Source organism: Gemmatimonadales bacterium (assembly GCA_041390145.1).
Taxonomy (GTDB): Bacteria; Gemmatimonadota; Gemmatimonadetes; order Gemmatimonadales; family GWC2-71-9; genus SPDF01.
Genome location: JAWKQM010000009.1, coordinates 18,160 through 41,396 on the forward strand (window position 1 = coordinate 18,160; position 23,237 = coordinate 41,396).

General features: G+C 68.5%; 14 protein-coding genes. 12 read left to right on the forward strand and 2 right to left on the reverse strand.

Annotated features, from left to right (window positions below; all coding sequences use genetic code 11):
- The first annotated feature begins 9 nt into the window (after window positions 1–9).
- The 4 genes from R2910_09185 (at window position 10) to R2910_09200 (ending at window position 6,648) form a co-directional block, all read left to right on the forward strand.
- The gene (locus R2910_09185; GenBank protein MEZ4413143.1) at window positions 10–564 is read left to right on the forward strand and encodes a hypothetical protein; all 555 of its coding nucleotides are present in this window, start codon (window positions 10–12) and stop codon (window positions 562–564) included.
- Between the two features lie 114 nt (window positions 565–678).
- On the forward strand, window positions 679–3,588 hold the full coding sequence (locus R2910_09190) for a protein kinase (GenBank protein MEZ4413144.1): 2,910 nt from the start codon (window positions 679–681) through the stop codon (window positions 3,586–3,588).
- Window positions 3,589–3,980: 392 nt separating this feature from the next.
- On the forward strand, window positions 3,981–4,835 hold the full coding sequence (locus R2910_09195) for a serine/threonine-protein kinase (GenBank protein MEZ4413145.1): 855 nt from the start codon (window positions 3,981–3,983) through the stop codon (window positions 4,833–4,835).
- A 55-nt stretch (window positions 4,836–4,890) separates the two neighbouring features.
- Window positions 4,891–6,648: a hypothetical protein gene (locus R2910_09200; protein ID MEZ4413146.1), complete on the forward strand. Its 1,758-nt coding sequence runs from the start codon at window positions 4,891–4,893 to the stop codon at window positions 6,646–6,648.
- A gap of 324 nt (window positions 6,649–6,972) precedes the next feature.
- On the opposite strand, the gene R2910_09205 is transcribed toward R2910_09200, so the two are convergent.
- Window positions 6,973–7,398: a transposase gene (locus R2910_09205; GenBank protein MEZ4413147.1), complete on the reverse strand. Its 426-nt coding sequence runs from the start codon at window positions 7,396–7,398 to the stop codon at window positions 6,973–6,975.
- 222 nt (window positions 7,399–7,620) lie between these two features.
- Here R2910_09205 and R2910_09210 point away from each other — a divergent pair, with 222 nt between their 5' ends.
- Window positions 7,621–8,733, forward strand: coding sequence for a fatty acid desaturase (locus R2910_09210; GenBank protein ID MEZ4413148.1), 1,113 nt, complete (start codon window positions 7,621–7,623; stop codon window positions 8,731–8,733).
- Complete coding sequence (locus R2910_09215; protein ID MEZ4413149.1) at window positions 8,730–10,571, forward strand: hypothetical protein; 1,842 nt, start codon at window positions 8,730–8,732, stop codon at window positions 10,569–10,571. Before R2910_09210 ends, R2910_09215 begins: the two co-directional genes overlap by 4 nt.
- Window positions 10,572–10,655: 84 nt before the next feature.
- Here the strand turns inward: R2910_09215 and R2910_09220 are convergent, their stop codons facing one another.
- A complete protein-coding gene (locus R2910_09220; protein ID MEZ4413150.1) occupies window positions 10,656–10,895 on the reverse strand; it encodes a hypothetical protein in 240 nt (79 codons plus the stop codon).
- A 125-nt stretch (window positions 10,896–11,020) separates the two neighbouring features.
- On the opposite strand from R2910_09220, the gene R2910_09225 reads away from it, so the two are divergent.
- The 6 genes from R2910_09225 (at window position 11,021) to R2910_09250 (ending at window position 23,223) form a co-directional block, all read left to right on the forward strand.
- Window positions 11,021–13,729, forward strand: a complete 2,709-nt coding sequence (locus tag R2910_09225) for a protein kinase (GenBank protein MEZ4413151.1) — start codon at window positions 11,021–11,023, stop codon at window positions 13,727–13,729.
- A 1-nt stretch (window position 13,730) separates the two neighbouring features.
- The gene (locus R2910_09230) at window positions 13,731–16,445 is read left to right on the forward strand and encodes a protein kinase (GenBank protein MEZ4413152.1); all 2,715 of its coding nucleotides are present in this window, start codon (window positions 13,731–13,733) and stop codon (window positions 16,443–16,445) included.
- 158 nt (window positions 16,446–16,603) lie between these two features.
- Entirely contained in the window at window positions 16,604–19,150 is a 2,547-nt protein-coding gene (locus R2910_09235; protein MEZ4413153.1) for a protein kinase, read from the forward strand.
- A complete protein-coding gene (locus tag R2910_09240; protein MEZ4413154.1) occupies window positions 19,059–19,271 on the forward strand; it encodes a hypothetical protein in 213 nt (70 codons plus the stop codon). The genes R2910_09235 and R2910_09240 overlap by 92 nt, the downstream gene beginning before the upstream one ends.
- On the forward strand, window positions 19,268–21,919 hold the full coding sequence (locus tag R2910_09245; protein ID MEZ4413155.1) for a protein kinase: 2,652 nt from the start codon (window positions 19,268–19,270) through the stop codon (window positions 21,917–21,919). The genes R2910_09240 and R2910_09245 overlap by 4 nt, the downstream gene beginning before the upstream one ends.
- The gene (locus R2910_09250) at window positions 21,916–23,223 is read left to right on the forward strand and encodes an APC family permease (protein ID MEZ4413156.1); all 1,308 of its coding nucleotides are present in this window, start codon (window positions 21,916–21,918) and stop codon (window positions 23,221–23,223) included. The genes R2910_09245 and R2910_09250 overlap by 4 nt, the downstream gene beginning before the upstream one ends.
- Window positions 23,224–23,237 lie beyond the last annotated feature (14 nt).

The following is a 23,237-nucleotide window of genomic DNA, read 5'->3' on the forward strand; positions in this document are numbered from 1 at the left end:
GAGCAGATCATGAACAGCTTCACGCGTATCACAGCGATGGTTGCCCTGACCGCTTGCGTCACAGGCGTCGCTTCCGCGCAGACGCCGGCCGACGAAGCCACCGCCGGCAACGTCACCGCGCTGGCCAAGCAACTCGGCCTGTACGTCTTCCCGGCCAAGGGGCAGAGCACCACACAGCAGACCAATGACGAGGCGGCCTGCTACAACTGGGCGGTTCAGCAGACCGGGATCAACCCGATGGCTCCGGCGCCCAACGCCGATTCCGCCGCCAAGGTGTATGCGGAAAAGATGAACGCCGCAACCCAGGGTGCGGCCGTGGTGGGCGGGGCCAAGGGCGCCGCGGCCGGCACCGCCATCGGGGCCATTGCCGGGAACACCGGCGAGGGAGCGGCGATTGGCGCCGTGCTGGGCGGGCTGGCAGGCCGACGCGCCCGCAAGGAGGCCGAGCAGGAGGCCCAGGTGGCCGGCGCGCAGGCGGCGCAGAACAAGGAAAAGCAGAACATGGCGACGTTCAGCCGTGCCATGACGGCCTGTCTGACGGGGAAGGGATACTCGGTGAACTGACCCGTGAAAGCTCGCGGGTAATCCCACTGGTCAAGCGAGGGGGGCGCCGTCTGGCGCCCCCCTCGTGTTTCCCGTAACTTCCCAGTCTCTATCTCCCCCCCTCGCGACGAGCTGATGACCGACACACACGACAGATTGACTGCCGCGCTGGCCGGACGCTATCGCATCATCCGGGAACTCGGCCAGGGCGGGATGGCCACCGTCTATCTCGCCGAGGACCTGAAGCACCATCGCCAGGTGGCCATCAAGGTCCTGCGCCCGGAGCTGGCGGCCACCCTCGGCCCCGACCGGTTTGCCCGGGAAATCGAAGTCGCGGCCCGCCTGCAGCACCCGCACATTCTCGGCCTCCTCGACTCCGGCGACGCCGAGGGCTTCTTCTACTATGTCATGCCCTACGTTGAGGGCGAGACGCTCCGGGATCGCCTCGCGCGGACCGGCGAGCTCCCGGTGCCCGACGCGGTGCGCCTCCTGAGCGAAATCGCGGAAGCGCTGGCGGTGGCACATCGCGCCGGCGTGGTCCACCGGGATATCAAGCCCGAAAACGTGATGCTCTCCGGCCGCCATGCCATGGTCATGGACTTCGGCGTGGCCAAGGCCGTCACCGAGGCCTCCGGGAGCCAGCAGCTCACCAGCGCGGGCGTGGCACTCGGCACCCCCGCCTACATGGCCCCGGAGCAGGCAACCGCCGACCCCCAGATGGATGCACGGGTGGACATCTATGCCCTCGGCGTGCTGGGCTACGAGATGCTCACGGGGCACCAGCCCTTTCCCGGACTTAATCCGCAGCAAACGCTGGCCGCGCATGTGACCCAGACGCCGGTGCCGGTGGGGCAGCAGCGCGCCGGACTGGCACCCGCGCTCGAAGCCGCCGTGATGCGCTGCCTGGCCAAGCGGCCCGCTGACCGATTCCAGACCGCCGACGAACTGGTGGCCGCGCTCGAGCCGTTGGCGATGCCGAGTGGCGGCGTCACCCCGACCCACACCCAGCCGGTGAAGGCAGTCGCCACGGGTGGAACCGGCAAGTCAGTGCGGACCTACGCCATTGCCGGGGCGGTGGTGGTGGCCGCGGTGGCGCTATTCATGTGGAAGCCGTGGGCGGGATCGGGCGGCCAGCCGCTCGACGCCAATGTCGTGGCAGTTCTGCCCTTCCGGGTGGCGGGCGCCGACCAGAGCGTGCAATACCTCCGCCAGGGGATGGTGGACCTGCTGCAGGCGAAGCTGACTGGTCAAGGCGGCCCTCGAGCCGCCGATACCCGCTCGGTGCTGGCGGCGGTGCGCGACGCCGGCGGCAGCGACACCGACGACCTCCCCGGCGATGCGGTGAACCGCGTCGCCCGGAAGATTGGCGCGGGGCGCGTGCTCCAAGGGAGCATCGTCGGGCCGCCGGATCATCTGGTCATCAGCGCCTCGCTGGTGGCGGTACCAAGCGGCCGCACCGTGGCCCAAACGACCGTGGACGGGCCGAAGGACAGTCTCTTCGTGCTGGTGGACCGGCTCACCGCCCAGCTCCTGGCGCTCGGCGCCGGCGCCACGTCGAATCAGCTGAGCGCCCTCACCACCACCAACCTCGACGCCCTCCGCGCCTACCTCGACGGAGTGACCGCCTACCGCCGTGCCGCCTTCGACAAGTCCACGCCGCTGCTGGAGCGCGCCGTCCAGCTGGATTCGACCTTCGCCCTCGCGCTTTCCGCCCTGATCGAGTCCGATGGGTGGCATCCCGCCGCCGGCGACATGAACCGGGTCCGGCAGCTCGCCTGGCAGTACCGCGACCGGCTGAATCCGCAGGACCAGGCCTTCCTGACCCTCCGGCTTGGCTCGATGTATCCGATGCAAACGCCCTGGCAGGTCCAGATCGCCGACGCCGAAAAGGCGGCGCAATCGATGCCGGAGAGCGCCGACGCCTGGTATTGGCTGGGCGACGCGCTCTTTCACGGCGGACGACTGGCCGACATTCCGGATCCCGAGGCCCGTGCACGGCAGGCGTTCGAGAAAGCGTTTGACCTTGATTCCCTCTACGGCGGCCCGATCACCCACCTGGCGCGGCTCAGCTTTGTCACCGGCGACACAGCGGCGCAACGGCTCTGGACGCGCCGGCAGATTGCGCTCGATTCGACGGCCGAAAGCGTCCCGGCCGCCCGGTGGGACCTGCTGCAGTCGTCCAGGGATGCGGCAGGCGTCAAGGCGTTCCTGGCCGCCCTCCCGTCCCAGCCCATCAACACCCCCCGCGCGATCCTGTTCCAGAACCCCAGGGACAGCGTCACGATTGCCAACCAGCCCGAGCTGCTCGACGTCGTCCACCAGCTGGCCACCAACCGCGCCGAGCGCAATGACATGGCGTTCAGCCGGTGGTTCTACCTGCTCAACGGAGGCAAGCCGAACGAGGCGAACCGCTGGCTGGACACCCTGCGCACCATCAATCCGGGCGCCGCGCGCCTGCAGTCGGTGCTGGGCGCGATCTGGTACGGCGGGAACGAGCCTGACAGCGCGATGGTGGCGGACAATCCGGGCGCGTACAACGCGCTTCGCCTCTCGCAGGGCGACCTCTCGGTGGCCCCGGCGGTGCTGAAAGAGGCCAGGGAGGCGGCGGCCAAGGACACCCTGCAGGGGTTCTGGTACCACTGGGCGCCTCTCGTGGAAGCATGGGTAGCCGTCGAGGAGGGCAGGCCCGACGCCGACCGCCTCCTGGACGTCGCCGACTCCCTCTGGCGGGGTCGGGAGGGCTTCAGCGCGGTCGCCTCACTCCAGCTGGCCCGACTGTACGAGAAGCAAGGCCGGACCGACCGGGCGCTCCGGGCGGTGCGGCGGCGGTTCAGTCCCAACGGCGAACCGGAGCCGCCTGGCCTTGCCGAGGCGTACCGGCTCGAGGGGCAATACGCCGCCAAGCTTGGCGACCGCGCCGACGCCATCCGCGCCTACCGCAACTACCTCAGGATGCGAGTGGACCCGGAACCGTCGAAGATTCCACAGCGCGACAGCGTGCGTGCCGAGCTGGCGAAGGTCGGGGACCTGGAGGGGGCGCGGTAGGGTTGGGCGGACTAGGTCGCGCGAGTCCGCCGCTGAAGCGGCGGCTCGGCCAGTGTCGCTAAAGCGACGCGTGGGCTGCCTGAAATCGTCGCGCGCTGTTTCACAGTGGCAGCAAGAGCGGCCCAAGAGGCATCGGCCCACTTCGACCTGAGCGAGCGGGGAATCCACGTCGCTTTAGCGACATCAGCCGAGCGGTGGCTTTAGCCACCGATCGAGCAGCGACGCGTGGGCTGCCTGAAATCGTCGCGCGCTGTTTCACAGTGGCCGCAAGAGCGGCCCAAGAGGCATCGGCCCACTTCGATCTGAGCGAGCGTGGAATCCACGTCGCTTCAGCGACATCAGCCGAGCGGTGGCTTTAGCCACCGATCGAGCATCGACCCGGAGCGCATCGATTGACCGACACCCTCGCGCGCCTCACCGCCGCCCTCGCCGACAAGTACCGCATCGAGCGGGAAATCGGCGCGGGGGGGATGGCCACGGTGTACCTCGCCGAGGATTTGCGGCACGGCCGCCAGGTGGCGCTCAAGGTGCTGCGCCCGGAGCTGGCCGCCACCCTCGGCAACGAGCGCTTCTTCCGCGAAATCCAGGTCGCCGCCCGCCTGCAACACCCCCACATCCTTCCCCTTCATGATTCCGGCGAGGCCGGTGGCTTCCTCTACTTCGTCATGCCGTACGTGGACGGTGAGTCACTCCGTGAGCGACTGGCCCGCGTAGGCGAGCTGCCGGTGCACGACGCCGTCAAGATCCTCGTCGAGGTGGTGGACGCGCTGGCCTACGCCCACAGCCAGGGGGTGGTGCACCGCGACATCAAGCCCGACAACGTCATGATTTCCGGCCGGCACGCGCTGGTCACCGACTTCGGCGTGGCCAAGGCGGTGAGCGAGGCCACCGGCCGCCAGCAGCTCACCACCGCCGGCGTCGCGCTCGGCACGCCGAGCTACATGGCACCGGAGCAGGCCGCCGCCGATCCCAACCTCGACCACCGGGTGGACATCTACGCCGTCGGCGCCATGGCGTACGAACTGCTGACCGGCCGGCCGCCCTTCACCGGCATGACCTCACAGCAGATCTTGGCGGCGCACGTCACCCAGATCCCCGATCCCGTCTCCAGGCACCGGCCCAGCTGCCCGCCGTCGCTCGAGGCGGTCATCATGCGCTGCCTCGCCAAGCGGGCGGCCGACCGGTGGCAGACCGCCGAGGAACTGCTCAACAACCTCGAACCGCTAGCCACGCCGAGCGGGGGATGACGCCGACCCAGACGCGACCGGTCACGGCGTGGCAGGAGGCGACGGGTAGGAAAAGGTGGATGCCCGCGGCGATGGCCGGGGAGTGGTGGTGCTCGCGGCCATCGGATGGCTCGCGCTCCGCCCACGCGGCGGCGCGGCCGCGATCCCGCTCGACCGGGTGCAGGTCACCTTCACCGGCACCGCCGAGACACCTGCCCTGTCGCCGGACGGCCAGCGGATCGCCTACAGCACCCGGCAATGCGATGCGGAGGGGCGCTGCACCAAGGACATCGTGGTGCAGGATGTTGCGGGGGCAGGGACCGCCACGGTGCTCCGCGGGGCCCAGGGAGTGTGGAAAATCGGCTGGTCGGCCGATGGCCGGTTCCTGGTCTTCTTCGGGACCATCGGCGGCGAGACCTGGGGTGTCTACAGTGTGCCGTCACTGGGCGGGACACCACGCTATCTCGGCTGTTGTTTTGGAGGGCCAAGCTTCGCCAGCGATACTGCCCTGGTCAGTCGCGACCCCATCGTCGGGGACTCGATCGGGTGGATCCGCTGGGTGACGATCGCCGATGGCGTGGCACACGACAGCCTGCCGGTCCGAGCGGTGCCCCAGACCGATGTCTGGGCCAGCATGTCACCGGACGGCTCCCGTCTGCTGATCAGGACCCGCACGGGGCAGGGACTCGCCGCCATCGTGACGGCCCGCGACGGCACGCCGCTCGACACCCTGTCCTTCGGGCGCGGGTCGGCGTTTCCGCCTGACTGGAGCCCGGACGGGCGCGCCATCCTGGTCCAGGTGCCGCGTGAGGGAGTGACCGGTGAGGTGGATCTCCTCCGGTACCGGGTGAGCAGCCGGGGGCGGATCGCCCCCGACCCGGATACCGTGGCTCGCCAGCTGCCTGTCAGCGGCTACCCGGGGGCGGCGGTCAGCCGGTCGGGAATGCTGGCCTATGCGTCAGGTCCGGCGGAGTTGTCCGTCTGGGCGCTGCGGCGGGCCAAGGCGACCGACATGCGATTCGAGCAGCGCCGCCTCGCGGTCTCGACCGGTCTGATCTTCAGCACGATCACCCCCGACGGGACCCACGTGATCCTCAACCGACCCGCCCCGGGCGATGATAGCCGGAGGCAGTTTTCGGTCATGCCGTTCGACAGCGGACCGGAACAGCTGCTCGGCCCCCCGGTGCTGATGCGGGACTTCGATCCGACCCAGGACAGCAAGGCCATCCTGCTCGCGACCCGTCGTGGCGCCGACAGCGTGACGCTCTCGCGTGTGGCGCTGGAGTCGGGGCGCTCCGAGCCGGCCGGAACGCTGGGAAGCAATAGATTTGTCAGCTTCGAAGCGGCGAAGGGGGGAGGACTGGTCATCACCCCGACGCGCGAGAGCTTTCGCCGCATCGGGATTTCCGGGCTGCCCGACAGCACCTTCCAGCTCCCGGCCGAGGTCGGCAACATTGCCCGTATCGATCCCTCGCCGGATGGGCGGGCGTTCGCGTCGGTCGGCTTCGACCAGTCCGGCAACCACCTGGTCTTCCATCGCATCTCCCTGGTCGATGGCAGCGTCACGCTGCTGGCAGAGTTTGGCCAGGAGGACCTCGCCGATGTTGCTTGGCTGAATGACGGCACGGTCGTGCTCGGGGTGTGGGAATCGGACTGGACACAGGCCTGGTATCGCGTGCCGGACACCGGTGGCACCCCGGTTCGGCTGGGCACCGCGCCCTGGCCGGACGCCTACTATCGCTTCTCCCGCGACGGACTCCGGATTACCGCCCGGGTTCAGGACCGCCGGACCGACATCTACCTCGTGCCGAACTTCGCGGAAGTGCTCAAGTAGGAACGTGCGGGTCCGCCGCTGAAGCGGCGGCTCGGCCAGTGTCGCTAAAGCGACGCGTGGGCTGCCTGAAATCGTCGCGCGCTGTTTCACAGTGGCCGCAAGAGCGGCCCAAGAGGCATCGGCCCCCTTCGACCTGAGCGAGCGTGGAATCCACGTCGCTTCAGCGACATCAGCCGAGCGGTGGCTTTAGCCACCGATCGAGCAGCGACGCGTGGGCTGCCTGAAATCGTCGCGCGCTGTTTCACAGTGGCCGCAAGAGCGGCCCAAGAGGCATCGGCCCCCTTCGACCTGAGCGAGCGGGCAATTCACGTCGCTTCAGCGACATCAGCCGAGCCGTGGCTTTAGCCACGGGTCAACCGGCAGCCACCCTACAATCGCCTCCGCGGGATGCCGAAGATGCTGCTCTCGCACGTACGCCCCCACGAGGCTCAGCGCTCGCTCACTAACCGAAGTGATGTTGTATCCCTTGGCCCACCGAAGCGGAGCCAGCGACCGATCCCGCACCGCGGTGGCACCGACGGCCGTTCCCCCTTTCATCCGCTGAAGGAGGCGCGGGATGTTCGTCGAGGGATGGATGCGGGTGAGCACGTGGACGTGGGTCGAGACGATCCCGATCTCCAGGAGGCTGCCTCGCTCCTGTCGGACGATCAGCGCCAGGTGGGCCGCGAGAAAGCCTGCTACCGGCGCATCAATCAGTGGCTGCCGGTCCCGTGTCGTCCAGACGATGTGCACATAGAGACGGTCGCGCATCCCCAGAGGATGCGGATCCCGACGCCATCGGCATCATCCCAGGATCCCATGCGGTATCGAGGAAGCGCGAGCGCGGGTAGAATCCACGTCGCTTCAGCGACACTCGCCGAGCCGTGGCTTCAGCCACGGATCGCGCGCCGGAACGGGCCCAATACGGGCCAAGGCAGGGGAATTGCGGTATATTTGGGGTTGGCCCACCCCCGGGCCTTATGAGGGAATAACATGACCGCACTGCCGCCAGGCGCCCCGGCGTCCGGGACGACCGAAAAGCCTGTTGACTGGAACGCCATGCTCGCCCCCTACCGCCAGCCGGTGGCGTGGAAGAGCGGATTCCAGCTGGCCTCAACCGCCTTCCTGCTGGCCCTCTTCTGGCTGGCCGCGGTCTGGAGCCTGAATGTCGGCTACTGGCTGACCCTCCTCATCGCGGTGCCGGCCGCGATGATGGTCGTCCGGCTCTTCATGCTGCAGCACGACTGCGGACATGGCGCCTTCTTCCGCTCCCAGAAGATGAACAACCTGGTCGGCGGCGTGCTCGGCGTCTTCACCCTGGTGCCCTACGCCTACTGGCGGCGCACCCACGCCATCCACCACGCCACCAGCGGCAACCTCGACGTCCGCGGCCTCGGCGACATCGACACGCTGACGGTGCGTGAATATCTGAGCCGCTCGAAGTTCAAGCGGATCCTCTACCGGTTGTACCGGCACCCGGCGGTGCTGCTCCTCGTCGGCCCCACCTGGCAGTTCGTCCTCAAGCACCGGATGCCGCTCGACATCCCGAAGGGGTGGAAGCGCGAACAGGTGGGGGTCCAGCTGACCAACCTTGCCCTGGCTGGCGTCATCGCGCTCATGTGGTGGACGCTCGGGCTCAAGCAATTCCTGCTGGTGCAGCTGCCGATCACGCTCATCGCCGGCTCCATCGGCGTATACCTCTTCTACGTGCAGCACCAGTACGAGGACACCTACTGGCGCTACCGCGAGGCATGGAACTACTTCGCCGCCGGCCTCGAGGGCGCCTCGCACCTGACGATGCCGAAGGTGCTGCAGTGGGCCACCGCCAGCATCGGCCTGCACCACATTCATCACATCGCGAGCCGGATCCCCAACTACCAGCTCCAGCGGGCCTACGACAACCATCCCGAGCTGCAGCAGGTCACCAGGCTCTCGCTCTGGAAGAGCCTGACCACCCTACGCCTGACCCTCTGGGACGAAGACACGAAGCAGCTGGTCGGTTTCCGGGAACTCCGTGCCATCCGCGACCGGATCTCGGCCGAACTCGAGGCGGGCGCCGCCATCATGGCCACCAAGCCCGACGTGGTGCCAGTCTCGTGGCGGTGAGCGCGGCCAGCGCACGGCGCGCCGCGCCGCTCGCGGCGCTGCTCCTCCTGGCCGCCATCCCGGCAGCCGCGCAGGAACTGCAGTACGAGGTGTCGTTCCCCAACGCCGTGCATCACGAAGCGCAGATCACACTGAGCGCCTCCGGCCTCCCGCGCCGACCGGTGCAATTCCAGATGAGCCGCTCGTCGCCCGGCCGCTACGCCATCCATGAATTCGCCAAGAACGTCTATAGCGTGAGCGCCACCGACGGTGCCGGCAATCCGCTGACCGTGACGCGCGCCGACCCGTCGACCTGGTCGGTGTCCGGGCATTCCGGTACCGTCCGGCTGACCTACACCCTCTACGCCGACCGGGCCGACGGCACCTATTCCCAGGTGGACGTCACCCACGCCCATCTCAACATGCCCGCCACGTTCATGTGGGTCCGCGGGCTCGAATCGTGGCCGATGGCGGTCTCGTTTCGGGCGCCGCCGGATTCACGCTGGAAGGTGGCCACCCAGCTCTACCCGACCGACAACGCCTATCGCTACACCGCGCCGAACCTCCAGTACTTCATGGACAGCCCGACCGAACTGAGCAACTTCGCGGAGCGCGAGTGGAGCGTGACGTCGCCGGCCGGGACCTACCCGGTGCGCCTGGTGCTGCATCACGAGGGGACCGACGCCGAGCTGGACAGCTACGTGGAGATGCTGAAGAAGGTGGTCGAGCAGGAGATTGCGGTCTTCGGGACAACCCCGCAGTACGATGTGCGGCGCTACACCTTCATTGCCGACTACCTCCCGTGGGCCTCGGGCGATGGGATGGAGCACCGCAACTCCACCATCATCACCTCCTCGCTGCCGCTGGAGGGCAACGAGACGCGCCTCCTCGGCACCGCGTCCCATGAGTTCTTCCACTCGTGGAACGTCGAGCGGATTCGTCCGAAGTCGCTGGAGCCGTTCGACTTCACCCGCGCCAACATGTCGGGGGAGCTGTGGTTTGCGGAGGGATTCACCAGCTACTACGGGCCGCTCTTCCTGCGCCGCGCCGGCATCACGTCGCTGACCGATTACGCGCACGGCCTGTCCGGTAGCATCAACGCCGTCATCAACGACCCGGGCCGGGAGTTCGCGAGCCCGGTTGGGATGAGCGAGCAGGCGCCGTTCGTGGACGCCGCGACGTCCATCGACCCGACCAACGAAGACAACATCTTCATTTCGTATTACACCTGGGGCTCGGTGGTGGGACTGGCGCTGGACCTGTCGCTGCGGAAGGAATTCGGGAAGCCGCTCGACGGATTCATGCGGATGATGTGGACCAAGTACGGCCAGACCGAAGTGCCGTACACGATGCAGAATCTCCAGGCGACCCTGGTCGAATATTCCGGCAACCAGGAATTCGCCGACCAGTTCTTCGCGAAGTACATCACCGGTCGCGACGTGCCGGACATGGCGGCCCTGCTGGCGCAGGGCGGCCTCCTGCTGCGTCCCCGTAGCCCGGATCGCGCGTGGTTCGGACCGGTCCGCCTCGACATCGGCGCGGAGGGTGGCCGGATCACCTCGCCCACCCTGATCGGTTCACCGATGTACGTGGCGGGCCTCGATCGCGGGGACCTGATCGTTGCCCTCGACGGACAGCCGCTCACCTCGGACAGCGTCTTCCAGGCGATCAAGGCAGCGCACAAGCCCGGCGACGTCGTCCCCGTCACCTTCCGGAGCCGCGGACGCCAGAGCAAGGCCTTCGTTTCGATGCCGGCCGATTCCCGGCTCGAGGTCGTGGCCTACGAGGAGGCGGGCATGCCGGTGACGGAGTCGATCCAGAAGTTCCGGCAGAGCTGGCTGGCGTCTGCCCGACCGTAGCCCTTACGAGCCGCCACGCCAACGCTTCGCGGCGGCCTGCATCACCGCTTCAGTCTCCCTGATTTCCCTCGGTGCCTTCGAGGGTCACTCCACGTGGGTCGGCGTGATCAGGTCGTCGTCCCCGATCCGGATCCCGATGTGATTGTCGCGCTCCACCACCGGCCGCACCTTCGCGATGAAGGTGCGGCCCTTCCGCGTGTCGGCCAGCGTGTACTGATGCAGATGGCGGCCTGGTCGGCCGTGTCCGTGCCAATGAGACCAAACGAGACGGATCGGGACCGTCGTGGCTCCGGACGGAGGTGGTGGTATGGTGTCAGGCCCCAAAGCGGGTGCAAGGGCTTGAAACTCAGTAACTTGGTCCCTTGCCCTCCCTCGATTTGGGAGGCAATCTACGTGGATTCGTATTCTCAGGTTATGCCCCTGCCGGACCTCCGAGGGAGGAGTTGGACGTGCCCCTGATCCCACCCAAACTGATTGATTCCCTTTCCGATCGTTACCGGCTCGAAGGCGAGCTCGGTCAGGGTGGTATGGCCACGGTGTATCTGGCCCAGGATATCAAGCACGATCGCAGGGTGGCCATCAAGGTGCTGCGTCCCGAACTCGGCGCGGTCATCGGCGCCGAACGCTTCCTGAGCGAAATCAAGACCACCGCCAACCTCCAGCACCCGCACATCCTCGGGCTCATCGACTCGGGCGACGCCGATGGGCTGCTCTACTACGTGATGCCGTACGTGGAGGGGGAATCGCTGCGCGACCGGATGAACCGGGAAAAGCAGCTGCCGGTCAACGACGCGGTGCGGATCGCGACGGAGGTGGCGGGCGCGCTCGACTACGCCCATCGCCACGGCGTGATCCACCGTGACATCAAGCCCGAAAACATCCTGCTGCACGACGGCTCCGCGCTGGTGGCGGACTTCGGCATCGCGCTGGCGGTGAGCACCGCCGGCACGCGCATGACGGAAACCGGCATGTCGCTCGGCACACCGCACTACATGAGCCCCGAGCAGGCGATGGGCGAGCGCGAGATCAACGCGCGCTCCGACGTGTACGCCCTCGGCTGCGTGCTCTACGAGATGCTGACCGGTGATCCACCGTTCACCGGCTCCACCGCGCAGGCCATCGTGGCGCGCGTCGTGACCGAGAGCCCCCGCTCGATGACCAGCCAGCGGCACACCATCCCGCCGCAGGTGGAGGGGGCAGTGCTGACCGCGCTCGAGAAGCTGCCAGCCGATCGATTTGCGACGGCCGCCGAGTTTGCCGCTGCGTTGGCGGACCCGAGCTTCGCCTCGCGGTCCACGGTGGTGACCGCCGCGAGTGCCGGGTCGCTGGGCGGCAGGGCACGGGTGCGCAGGGCGATCAACGCACTCGGTGCCGCGGTGGTTGTGCTGGCGGCACTCGCCGCCTGGGGATGGCTCCGGCCGAAACCGGTACCGCCCGTCATCCGCTACAGCATGGGGCTCCCCCCCGACCAGGCAATGCGGCAGGGTGTGCTCGGCGTCAATCTCGCCATCTCCCCCGACGGAAGCCGCATCGTGTACGTCGGACCGGGCGACGGCGGCGACCAGCTCTGGATCCGGGATCGGGATCGCCTCGACGCGACGCCGTTGCCCGGGACCGTTGGCGCCTCGAGTCCGTTCTTCTCCCCCGACGGGCAGCGCATCGCGTATTCGGCTACCCTGAACGTCCAGTTGAAGGTGATCCCGGTGACTGGCGGCCCTCCGATCACGCTGGCGACGCCCGGCAGTGGTTCGGGCGGCGGCGGCGCGTGGGGACCCGGCGGGTGGATCTATTTCGATTCTCCTGGCGGACTCAGCCGGATCCAGGCCGATGGGGGGACCCCGGAGCTGTACATCCCGCTCGACTCGGCCACCAATGAGGCCGGGCATGCCTGGCCGTCGGCGTTGCCCAACGGTCGGGGGCTGCTGTACCGCTCGCGCCGGAATTCGGATCCCACCGATTTCGACATCGTCGCCTTTGACGACAAGACTCACGAGCGCCACATCCTCACCAAGGGGCTGCTGGCCCGGTATGTGGAGCCAGGGTACCTGATCTTCCTGCGCGCGGACGGCGCCGTGCTCGCCGCGCCATTCGACCAGGACAAGCTCAAGCTGACGGGGCCGGCCGTGCCGCTCTTCGAGGGGGTCATGACGAAGCCCTTTGGCTCGGCCGACATCGCCATCTCCACCTCAGGAACGCTGGCCTACGTGCCTGGGCTGGTCTCGACCGGCGGCGGCGTCGCAGAGATCGTGTGGGTCAGCCGGGATGGCGGGATCACCCCGCTGGACCCGCCGCTGACCTACAACCCCGGGGCCAACCTCTCGCTCAGCCTCTCCCCCAACGGCACCAGGGTCGCCGTCGATGTAGTCGGGAATGCGGCGCCGGACATCTGGATCAAGCAACTGCCGTCCGGCCCCCTGACCCGGCTGACCTTCGAGACCCAGACCGCCAACCGTCCGCGATGGACCCCGGACGGACAGTCCGTCATTTACATCGCCGTCGTGGACAGCGGGCTTCCGGCCGTCTGGAAGAAGAAGGCCGACGGAAGCGCAGCCGCAGAACTGGTCTGGCGTCAGCCCGGCCGGCCGATCGCGGAAGCGCTGCTCTCCAATGATGGGGAGTGGCTGGTCTACCGTGTCGTCGGGGACAGCGGCAATCGCGATGTGTATGCCGTCCGCCCGGGGCGCGACACCGTGCCCATCCCGCTGCTTACCGATCGCTTTGCCGAGGAAGGCGCGGCGCTGTCCCCGGACGGCAAGTGGCTGGCGTACTCCTCCAACGAGTCGGGGCGCGCCGAAATCTTCGTCCGGCCGTTCCCCAACACCGCCGGGGGCCGGTGGCAGATTTCTACCGCCGGCGGCTCGAGTGCGCTCTGGTCCCACAGCGGACACGAGCTGTTTTTCGAGGCGCCCTCGGGCGACATGATGGTGGCGCCGATCACCTCCGGGGCGACGTTTTCCAACGACGCACCCCGGCGGCTCTTTCCCCTCGGTGGAGGGCTGATCGGCTCGTCCATCGTGCCGCTGTATGCGACCACCCCGGACGACAAGCGGTTCCTGATGGTCCGCCTCGCGGCCGTGAACCAGGCGCCGGGCGCCGGCCAGCTCGTGGTGGTGGACAATTGGTTCACGGAACTGAACGCGAAGATGGGGAAGAAGTAGCGTGAGCACTGATCCGCTTCCCCGTCTGGCCGCCGCCCTGGCCGACCGCTACCGCATCGAGCGCGAGCTCGGCCAGGGCGGCATGGCCACCGTCTACCTGGCCGAGGACCTGAAGCACGACCGCAAGGTGGCGCTCAAGGTCCTGAAGCCCGAGCTCGCCGCCGTCATCGGCGCCGAGCGGTTCGTGGTGGAAATCAAGACCACCGCGTCACTCAGCCATCCGCACATCCTGCCGCTCTTCGATTCCGGCACCGCCGACGGCTTCCTCTACTACGTGATGCCGTTCATCGACGGCGAGACGCTCCGCGCCAAGCTCGACCGCGAAACGCAACTTGGGATCGACGAGGCGGTGTCGATCACAACAGCTGTCGCGGATGCCCTCGACTATGCCCACCGGCACGGCGTCATCCACCGCGACATCAAGCCCGAGAACATCCTTCTCCACGACGGCCGCCCGATGGTGGCCGACTTCGGCATTGCCCTGGCCCTCAGTGCCGCCGCCGGCGGCCGCATGACCGAGACTGGCATGAGTCTCGGGACGCCGCACTACATGAGCCCGGAGCAGGCCACCGCCGAGAAGGAGATCACCGCCCGGAGCGACGTCTACTCACTCGGCAGCGTGCTCTACGAGATGCTGACCGGCAATCCGCCGCATGTCGGTGCCTCGGCCCAGCAGATCATCATGAAGATCGTGACCGAGGAGGCCGCACCGGTCACCAGGCTGCGCAAGGCGGTGCCGCCCAATGTCGCCGCTGCGGTGGCGCAAGCCATCGAGAAGCTGCCCGCCGACCGATTCGAGAGCGCCAAGGCCTTCGCCGAGGCGCTCGACAACCCCGGGTTTCGCGGCACCACCACCACGTACGCCGCCGCGGGACAGGGCCCGACCGGCAACCGCCGGGCTGTTCTGGCGGGATGGGGAGTGGCGGGGCTGCTCCTCGTGGCGCTCGGCATCACCTGGCTCCGCCGGACCCCGGCCGCCGACGCACCGACCCACCGCTACGCCATCAGTCTCCCCCCCGAGACCGCCTACTACGACTTCGGCGGCGTGGAACTCGCGATTGCGCCCGATGGCAGCCGGTTCGCCTACCCGGGCGGGCCGACCCGCCGTGAGGCGGGAGTGGTGATCCAGGAGCGGGACCAGCTGGCCGGCCGGGTGCTCCCCGGGACGGGCGACTCCTTCACCCCCAGTTTCTCCTCGGACGGGCGCCGGCTCGCGGTACGCGAGGGGCGGACCGGCGCGCTCCGGGTGCTGACGATCGACGGCGCCGTGGCCACCACGCTGATTGATTCGCTTCCGGGGTTCGTGAACGGCGGCATCGTCTGGGGAACCGACGGGTACGTCTACGCCGCGGCCGCGAGCGGCGCACGGGGCATCATCTACCGGGTTCCCGAGACCGGCGGGGCGGCCGAGCCGGTCACCGCAGCCGACAGCTCGCCCGGAACGATCGCGCATGTCGCGCCGGTGGCGCTCCCGGGAGGCCGCGGGATCGTGTACACCGACTGGCACGGACCGACGCGGGGCAACGACAACTGGATCGTGGCGCGCGACCCGAAGACCGATCGCAGCGTGCGGCTGGTCCAGGGGCTCCAGGCGTGGTACCTCGACATCGGGGCGCTCCTGGTGCTTCGTCCCAACGGCGCAGCCGTCGTGGTGCCGTTCGACACCGACAAGCTTGCCATCACAGGTCCGGAAATGCCGATCCTGGAGGGCGTCGCCATTGGTTCCTTTGGTCTTGCGAACCTGGCGGTTGCCACTGACGGCACCCTGATGTACCGGGCCGGTACGGCGCAGCCCACCCAGCGCCCGGTGCGCCCGGTCCGCGTGAACCGCGCTGGCCGAGAGCAGGAGATCGATCCGTCCTGGTCGTACACCCCCGGCTTCAACGGCGGCCTCAGCCTTTCGCCCGACGGCACCCGGCTGGCGGTCACCGTCCATGGCGACCCGGTGGGCGACATCTGGATCAAGGACCTCGACCGCGGCCCGCTCAGCCGGCTGACGTTCGACAACACGGTGAAGTACCGGCCGGTCTGGATGCGGGACGGGCAGTCGCTCAGCTATGTCACCGAGGACGGGCAATTGAGCGCCATCCTCCGGCGTCGCGCCGACGGGGGCGGCGCCGTCGACACCGTCGTCACTTCGCTGAACACCATCGCCGAGGCTGCCTGGTCGGCCGACGACTCGTGGCTGGCGTACCGCATCACGTTGCCGAGCCGGGACATCTATGCCATGCGGCCGGGTGTGGACTCGGTGGGGTTTCCCGTGGTGAACTCCACGCGATTCGACGAGCGGGCCCCGACCATCTCTCCCGACGGGAAGTGGCTGGCCTACCAGTCGGATGAGTCGGGACGCGACGAGATCTACATTCGCGCCTTCCCCGATTCCGCGGCCGGAAGGCGACAGGTATCGGTAACGGGCGGCGGGGAGCCGCTCTGGTCGCACACCGGGCGCGAGCTGTTCTACCGCTCGCTGGCGGGGCAGATGGTGGCGATCCCCATCACGACCACGCCGACCCTCACGGTCGGCCCTGAACGCGTGCTCTTCGCCGACACCACGTACCTCGAGGCGCCCAGCTACCGGGCCTACGACGTGACCCGGGACGACCAGTCGTTCGTCATGCTGCGGGTCCTCCCGGAAACGTCCACGGCCCCCACGGGGCAACTGGTGATCGTGGACAACTGGTTCACCGAGCTCCGGGCGAAGCTGGGAAAGAAGTAGCGCGCTATCGATCGCCGTCCGCCCGCGAGTCGCGACTGAAGTCACGGCTCGGCTGATGTCACGGAAGCGACACCTGACAGATTCCATGGCCCTGAAGTCCTCACCCCCTGTCCCCCTCTCCACCATGGGGAGAGGGGGAACGACAGGAGAGAATTGGATTGACCGACCCGCTGTCTCGCCTCTCCGCCGCCCTGGCCGACAAGTACCGCATTGAGCGGGAGCTCGGCGCCGGCGGCATGGCCACCGTCTATCTCGCCGCCGACCTGAAGCACGACCGCCAGGTGGCCGTCAAGGTCCTGCGGCCGGAACTCGCCGCCGTCATCGGCGCCGACCGGTTCCTGAGCGAGATCAAGACCACCGCGAACCTGCAGCACCCGCACATCCTGCCGCTCTTCGACAGCGGCGAGGCCGACGGCTTCCTCTTCTACGTGATGCCCTTCATCACCGGCGAGACGGTGCGAGACCGGCTGACCCGCGAACAGCAGCTCCCCGTGGCCGACGCGGTGCGCATTGCCACCGAGGTGGCGGCGGCGCTCGACTATGCGCATCGCCACGGCATCATCCACCGCGACATCAAGCCCGAAAACATCCTCATCCACGATGGCAGTGCCCTTGTGGCCGACTTCGGGATCGCGCTGGCCGCCAGCAAGGCCGGTGGGACCCGCATGACAGAAACCGGGATGTCGCTCGGCACGCCCCACTACATGAGCCCCGAGCAGGCGATGGGCGACCGGGAAATCACGGCGCGCAGCGACGTCTACGCCCTGGGGTGTGTCACCTACGAGATGCTCGCCGGCGAGCCCCCCTTCACCGGCCCCACCGCGCAGTCGATCATCGCGCGGGTGATGACCGAGGACCCGCGCACCCTCTCGGGCCAGCGCAAGACGATTCCGCCCGGCGTGGAGGCGGCGGTGATGACGGCGCTGGAGAAGCTGCCGGCCGACCGCTTCGGCACCGCCGCCGAGTTCGCCGCGGCGCTCGCCAATCCGACCACCACGACCCTGCGCCCTGGCTTCCAGCCGGCAGCCGCGAGCAAGCGGCGCAATTGGCTCATGGCCGGTGCGCTCGCCCTCGTCACCCTGGTGGCGGGATACCTGATCGGGCATCGCACGCCCAATCCCGGCAGCGTCGGCCCAGACGAGGTGGTGCGAGCTTCGCTCGCGCTCGGCGACAGCGTCGTGGTGCGGGCGATTGCCACGATACGGCTCGCCATCGATCCCGCAGGTCGGCGCATCGCCTTCGTGGGCCCCGACGGCGCCGGCTCCCAGCTCTGGGTGCGGGAGCTCAACCAGCCGGTCGCGCATCCACTCCCCGACACCAAGGGCGCCTTCGCCCCCTTCTTCTCCCCCGACGGCCAATCGATCGGGTTCTACACCTCGGTCGGTGGGCCGACGAAACTCATGGTGACCACGCTGGCCGGCGGCGTGCCGCGCCTGGTGGCGGACTCGGTCCCGGACTTCGGCGGGGGGTCGTGGGGCGACGACGGCAACATCTACTTCACCACGTCGGCCCGCGTACTGGCGAAAGTGCCGGCCGGTGGCGGCACGGCCATCACGATATCGCATATCGACTCCGCCAGCGGCGTAAAGGAGCACGACTTTCCCGACGTCCTGCCCGGCGGCCGGTACGCCCTGGTGATGCTGTGGAAGGGCTCGGCCGGCGCCAACCACATTGGCCTGGTGAACCTCAACGACGGCGAGGTCACCGACCTGACGGAGGGCACCTATGCCCGCTACGCCGCCCCCGGCTTCCTGATCATCGGCATGGCGGACGGGCAATTGCGGGCGGCGCGGTTCGATCCCCGGAAGGGTCGGCTGACCAGCGCACCGCTGCCGGTCCTGCAGCGCGTGCAACGCGAGACCACCAACGGCACCATCCAGTTCGCCGTGTCGGCCACCGGGACCCTGGTGTACGCCGTCGACGCCGGCGACAATGACGGTTTCCGCTGGGTCAGCCGGACCGGCCTCGAAACGACGGTGGACACCGCGATGAAGGGCATCTTTCCGAACATGGCCCTCTCTCCAGATGGTCGCCAGATCGCCGTGACACAAGGCATCGCCGGAGAGACGCAGGTCTGGATCAAGCAGCTGAGCACACGGGACCTTCAGTCGGCTCTCCTTCGACGTGGTCAATGCCGACCGCCCGGCCTGGACCCCCGACGGGCGCCAGGTGGCATTCCTCGCCACCCGGGACGGCCGGCGTACCGCCTGGATCCGCCGGGCGGACGGCACCGGCACGCCCAGCTGGCCGCCCAGGGAAACACCCGGCTCGACGAGATCACCTTCGATCCGTCGATGCGGTACACGTGCTTCGTACCGAGGGGACGGCGGAGGGCACCCGGCACCTGCTCATCGTCGAGAACGGCAAGGACACCGTCCCGAGGACCCTCATCGAGTCACCGTTCGATCACTTCGCGCCGACCATCTCACCTGACGGACGCTGGCTGGCCTATGTGTCCCAGGAGTCGGGATCCCCCGAGGTCTATGTGCGACCCTTCCCCAACGTCGGCGACGCCCGGTACGCCATCTCGACGGGAGGCCAGGAACCGCTCTGGCGTCCGGACGGCAAGGAGCTCTTCTACCGGACCTCACGAGGGAGATGTATGCCGTGCCCGTGACGCCAGGCCAAGTGTTCGTCCACGGCACCCCGACGCTGCTCTTCACCAACGGGAGCCTGGCGCCCGACAACTACCACCGCGCCTATGACGTGAGCCCCGACGGGACCCGGTTCCTGATGATCAACTCCGGCGGGAGTGACGCACCGACCCTGCAGGTGATCCTGAACTGGCGGGCCGAACTCGAAATACTGGAAGAGACACCCAAGTGAGCGATCCGATCACCCGCCTCTCCTCCGCCCTGGCCGACAAGTACCGCATCGAGCGGGAACTCGGCGCCGGCGGCATGGCCACCGTATACCTCGCCTTTGACCTCAAGCACGACCGCAAGGTGGCGCTCAAGGTGCTGCGCCCCGAACTGGCGGCGGTGATCGGCGGCGACCGGTTCCTGCAGGAAATCAAGACCACCGCCAACCTCCACCACCCCCACATCCTCCCGCTGCACGACTCGGGCGAGGCGGAGGGGCTGGTCTACTACGTCATGCCATATATCGAGGGGGAGTCGCTCCGGGCCCGCCTCGACCGGGACAAGCAGCTCCCGGTGGACGAGGCCATACGGATTGCGCGGGAGACGGCCGACGCCCTCGACTACGCGCACCGGCAGGGGGTCATCCACCGCGACATCAAGCCCGACAACATCATGCTGCACGACGGGCACGTGGTGGTGGCGGACTTCGGCATTGCCCTGGCGGCGAGCCGCACCGAGGGCGGCTCCCGGATGACCGAGACCGGCATGAGTCTCGGCACCCCGCACTACATGAGCCCCGAACAGGCGATGGGCGAGCGGGAGATCCACGCCTCGAGCGACGTGTACGCACTCGCCTGCGTGCTGTACGAGATGCTGATGGGGGAGCCGCCCTTCACCGGGCCGACGGTGCAGGCCATCATCGCCAAGGTGATGACCGACTCACCGCACGCCATGACAGTGCATCGGAAGAGTATTCCGCCGTATGTCGAGGCGGCGGTGCTGACGGGTCTCGAGAAACTCCCCGCCGACCGCTACTCCACCGCCGCGGAATTCGGCGCCGCGCTCTCAGGGGCCACCTCGGCGCGCACCGCCGCGCACCTGGCGCAGCCCGCCGCCATGCGCACGGGGCCGTGGCGCCAGGTGGCGATGGGTCTCGGCGCCCTGGCCGTGGCCGCGCTGGCCTTCGGGGTTTGGGCCTGGCGGCATCAGCCGGCGCAATCCACCGTGCGCCTGTCCGTCTCGTTTCCCACGGGCGAGCAGATCCGGCCCACCTCCACGCGTCGTCTTGCCCTGTCGCGCGACGGGACTCGTTTGGTGTACGTGGGCGCCGACTCCGTCAACGGCGATCAGCTCTGGGTCCGCGATCTGAACTCGCTCACCGGCCGTCCCATCCCCGGGACCAGCGGGGCGGCCGCGCCCTTCCTCTCCCCGGACGGACAGTCGGTTGGTTTCTTCACCGGAAATCCCGGCGACCTTCGTATTGTTTCCATCAATGGCGGGCCGTCACTCACCTTGGTCCGCGACTCCGCCGTTCCGTGGGGGGGAGACTGGGACGAGTCCGGCTTCATCTATTTCACGAGCAATCGCTCCGTGGTGACCCGGGTCCCGGCGGGGGGCGGGGCGCCAGAGGCGGTGAGCAGGACTGACTCGGCGAGCGGGGTCACGGAACACGACTGGGTGCAGGCCCTTCCCGGCGGGAAGCGACTGCTCATCCAGCTCTGGCACAGTTCGATCGCGGACGCCGAGCTCGGCGTGCTCGACCTGGCCACCGGCCTGGCGACGCCCGTCCTCCAGGGGCTGTACGGGCGATACGTCCCGGCCGGCCGCATCGTGTACGCCACGAGCACCGGCTCGCTGATGAGTGTCCCGTTCGATGCGTCCACCGGGAAGGTGACCGGGCCCCCGGTCGCGGTGGCCGAACGGGTCCAGGTGGATGGCACCAGCGGGTCGGCGCAATTCACCGTGAGCGACAACGGCACCCTGGCATACATGTCCGGTGCCGGAGCCGGCAGCGCACAGCTGGTCTGGGTTGACCGCACCGGCCAGCGGACCCCGCTGGACAGCACCTGGCTGGGGCAATTCTCCGGGCTGGCCCTCTCGAAGGACGAGTCGCACCTGGCCGTCGCTGTCCTGGGAGGCGACGGGGAACAGATCTGGGTGAAGCGACTCCCGAACAGCCCGCTCTCCCGCCTGACCTTCCAAAGCAGTGGGAGTTCCCGACCCGCATGGACGCCCGACGGACGCCGCGTCACGTTCATTTCCTCGCCGGTCGGCGGGGTGCGAAAGGCCTGGATCCAGCGCGCCGACGGCAGCGCCGAGGCGGAACCCCTGCTCAACGTCGGCCGGAGCGTCGAGGAAGTGGAGTGGATGCCGGATGGCAGGCACTTCCTGGCCCGGCTCGGCAGCACGACCGGGGGCCGGGACATCGTGCTGGCGGCCGAAGGGGATACGACCGAGCAGGTGCTGGTGTCTGGCCGCTACGATGAGTTTGCCCCTGCGGTGTCTCCCGATGGCCGGTGGTTCGCGTATGTCACCAACGAATCGGGACGCAACGAAGTCTTCGTGCGGCTGGTGGATGATCCCGGGGCGGGGCGCACGCAGGTCTCGCTCAACGGCGGGGAGGAACCGCGCTGGGCCCCCTCGGGCAAGGAACTCTACTATCGCACCCGCGGGGGCGAGATGATGGCGGTGGATGTCACGCTTGGCGCCACGTTCAGCGCGCGGCCGCCGCGCCTGCTCTTCGCCATCCCCAACGGGGGTACGGACAATTTCCATGCCGCCTATGCCGTGAGCCGGGACGGGCGTTTCCTGATGATCAACCAGGCCGCCAGCGGAGACGGCGATGTGGTGATGGTGTTCAACTGGTTCGACGAGATGAAGGGGAGGAAGTGAGCGGCACCAACCCGGAGGCCGAGCTTGTCCGCGCCATCGGCCCGTGGGCCCTGGGCGCCAACGCCGTCAACCTGACGGTCGGCGCCGGGATCTTCGCACTGCCCGCGGTGGTCGCGGTCATCCTCGGACCCGCGGCGATCCTGGCCTACCTGCTCTGCGGGGCGCTGATCCTCCTGGTGCTGGCCTGCTTCGCTGAGGTGGGGAGCCAGGTGACGCGGTCCGGAGGCGCGATCGCCTATGTGGAGGAGGCGTTCGGCCCGATGGCGGGGTTCGTGGCGTGGGTCATCTTCGCCCTCGCCTTTTCCGCGGCGTCGGATGCGGCGATTGCGCACGTCCTGATGGATGCACTGGCGGTGAGCGTTCCCGCCCTGGCGGGCGGGCTTCCTCGTGCCCTTGCCCTGGTGCTCGTCTTCGGTGGGCTTGCCGTGGTCAATGTGTGGGGGGTCAGGGAGGGGACACGGGTGGCGGTGGTGACCACTGTGGCCAAGCTGCTGCCGCTGCTCCTCCTCATCGTGGTCGGTGTCTTTGCGGTGCAGGGACCGAACCTCGCCTGGCCCGGCTGGCCGTCGATCGAGAAACTGGGGGCGGGCGCCCTGCTCCTCTTCTTCGCCTTCGGCGGCATCGAGAGCGCGCTGACGCCCAGCGGCGAGATTCGGGACCCGGCTCGCACGGTCCCCCGCGGAATTCTCGGCGCCGCCGGCGCGATCATCCTGCTCTACCTCGCGCTCCAGTTCGTGTCGCAAGGTGTGCTGGGCAACGAGTTGGCGCTCGGCGGAACAGCGCCCCTTGCCGACCTCGGCGACCGGCTCATGGGCCCGGTGGGGCGCAGCCTGATCGTCGCGTGTACGGCGGTGGCAGTCTTCGGCGCGCTGGCGGCCGACATGATCGGAACACCGCGCGCCTTTCTCGCTGCATCTGAGAGTGGGATGCTGCCGGAGGCGCTCAGTCGCATCCACCCGCGGTTCCACACGCCGTGGATTGCGATTCTCGTGACCGCCGGCGTCGCGCTGGCGCTCAGTCTCTCCGGCGGCTTCGCCGTCCTTGCGGTGCTGGCGAGCATGGCGTTGCTGCTGATCTACCTGGCCGTCTGCCTCGCGGCGCTCAAGATCAGGTACGACCGGCCGCGGGCGCCGGGCAGCTTCCGGGCGCCGGGCGGCCCGACGGTGGCGTTGCTCGCCTCGGGGGTGGTGCTCTGGGTGCTGTCGCACTCGACTCGGCAGGAAACGCTGGGCATGACGGCGCTGATCGGCGTGTCGATCGTCTATTATCTCCTGCGGCAGCGCATGAGGCGCAAGGAACTCTGAATGGGAGTGCCTGA

What these genes read in the sequence shown, in the direction of transcription:
- R2910_09185 (MEZ4413143.1), top strand. Translation starts at nt 10, where the DNA reads ATGAACAGCTTCACGCGTATCACAGCGATGGTTGCCCTGACCGCTTGC.
- R2910_09190 (MEZ4413144.1), top strand. Translation starts at nt 679, where the DNA reads ATGACCGACACACACGACAGATTGACTGCCGCGCTGGCCGGACGCTAT.
- R2910_09205 (MEZ4413147.1), bottom strand. Translation starts at nt 7,398, where the DNA reads ATGCGCGACCGTCTCTATGTGCACATCGTCTGGACGACACGGGACCGG.
- R2910_09210 (MEZ4413148.1), top strand. Translation starts at nt 7,621, where the DNA reads ATGACCGCACTGCCGCCAGGCGCCCCGGCGTCCGGGACGACCGAAAAG.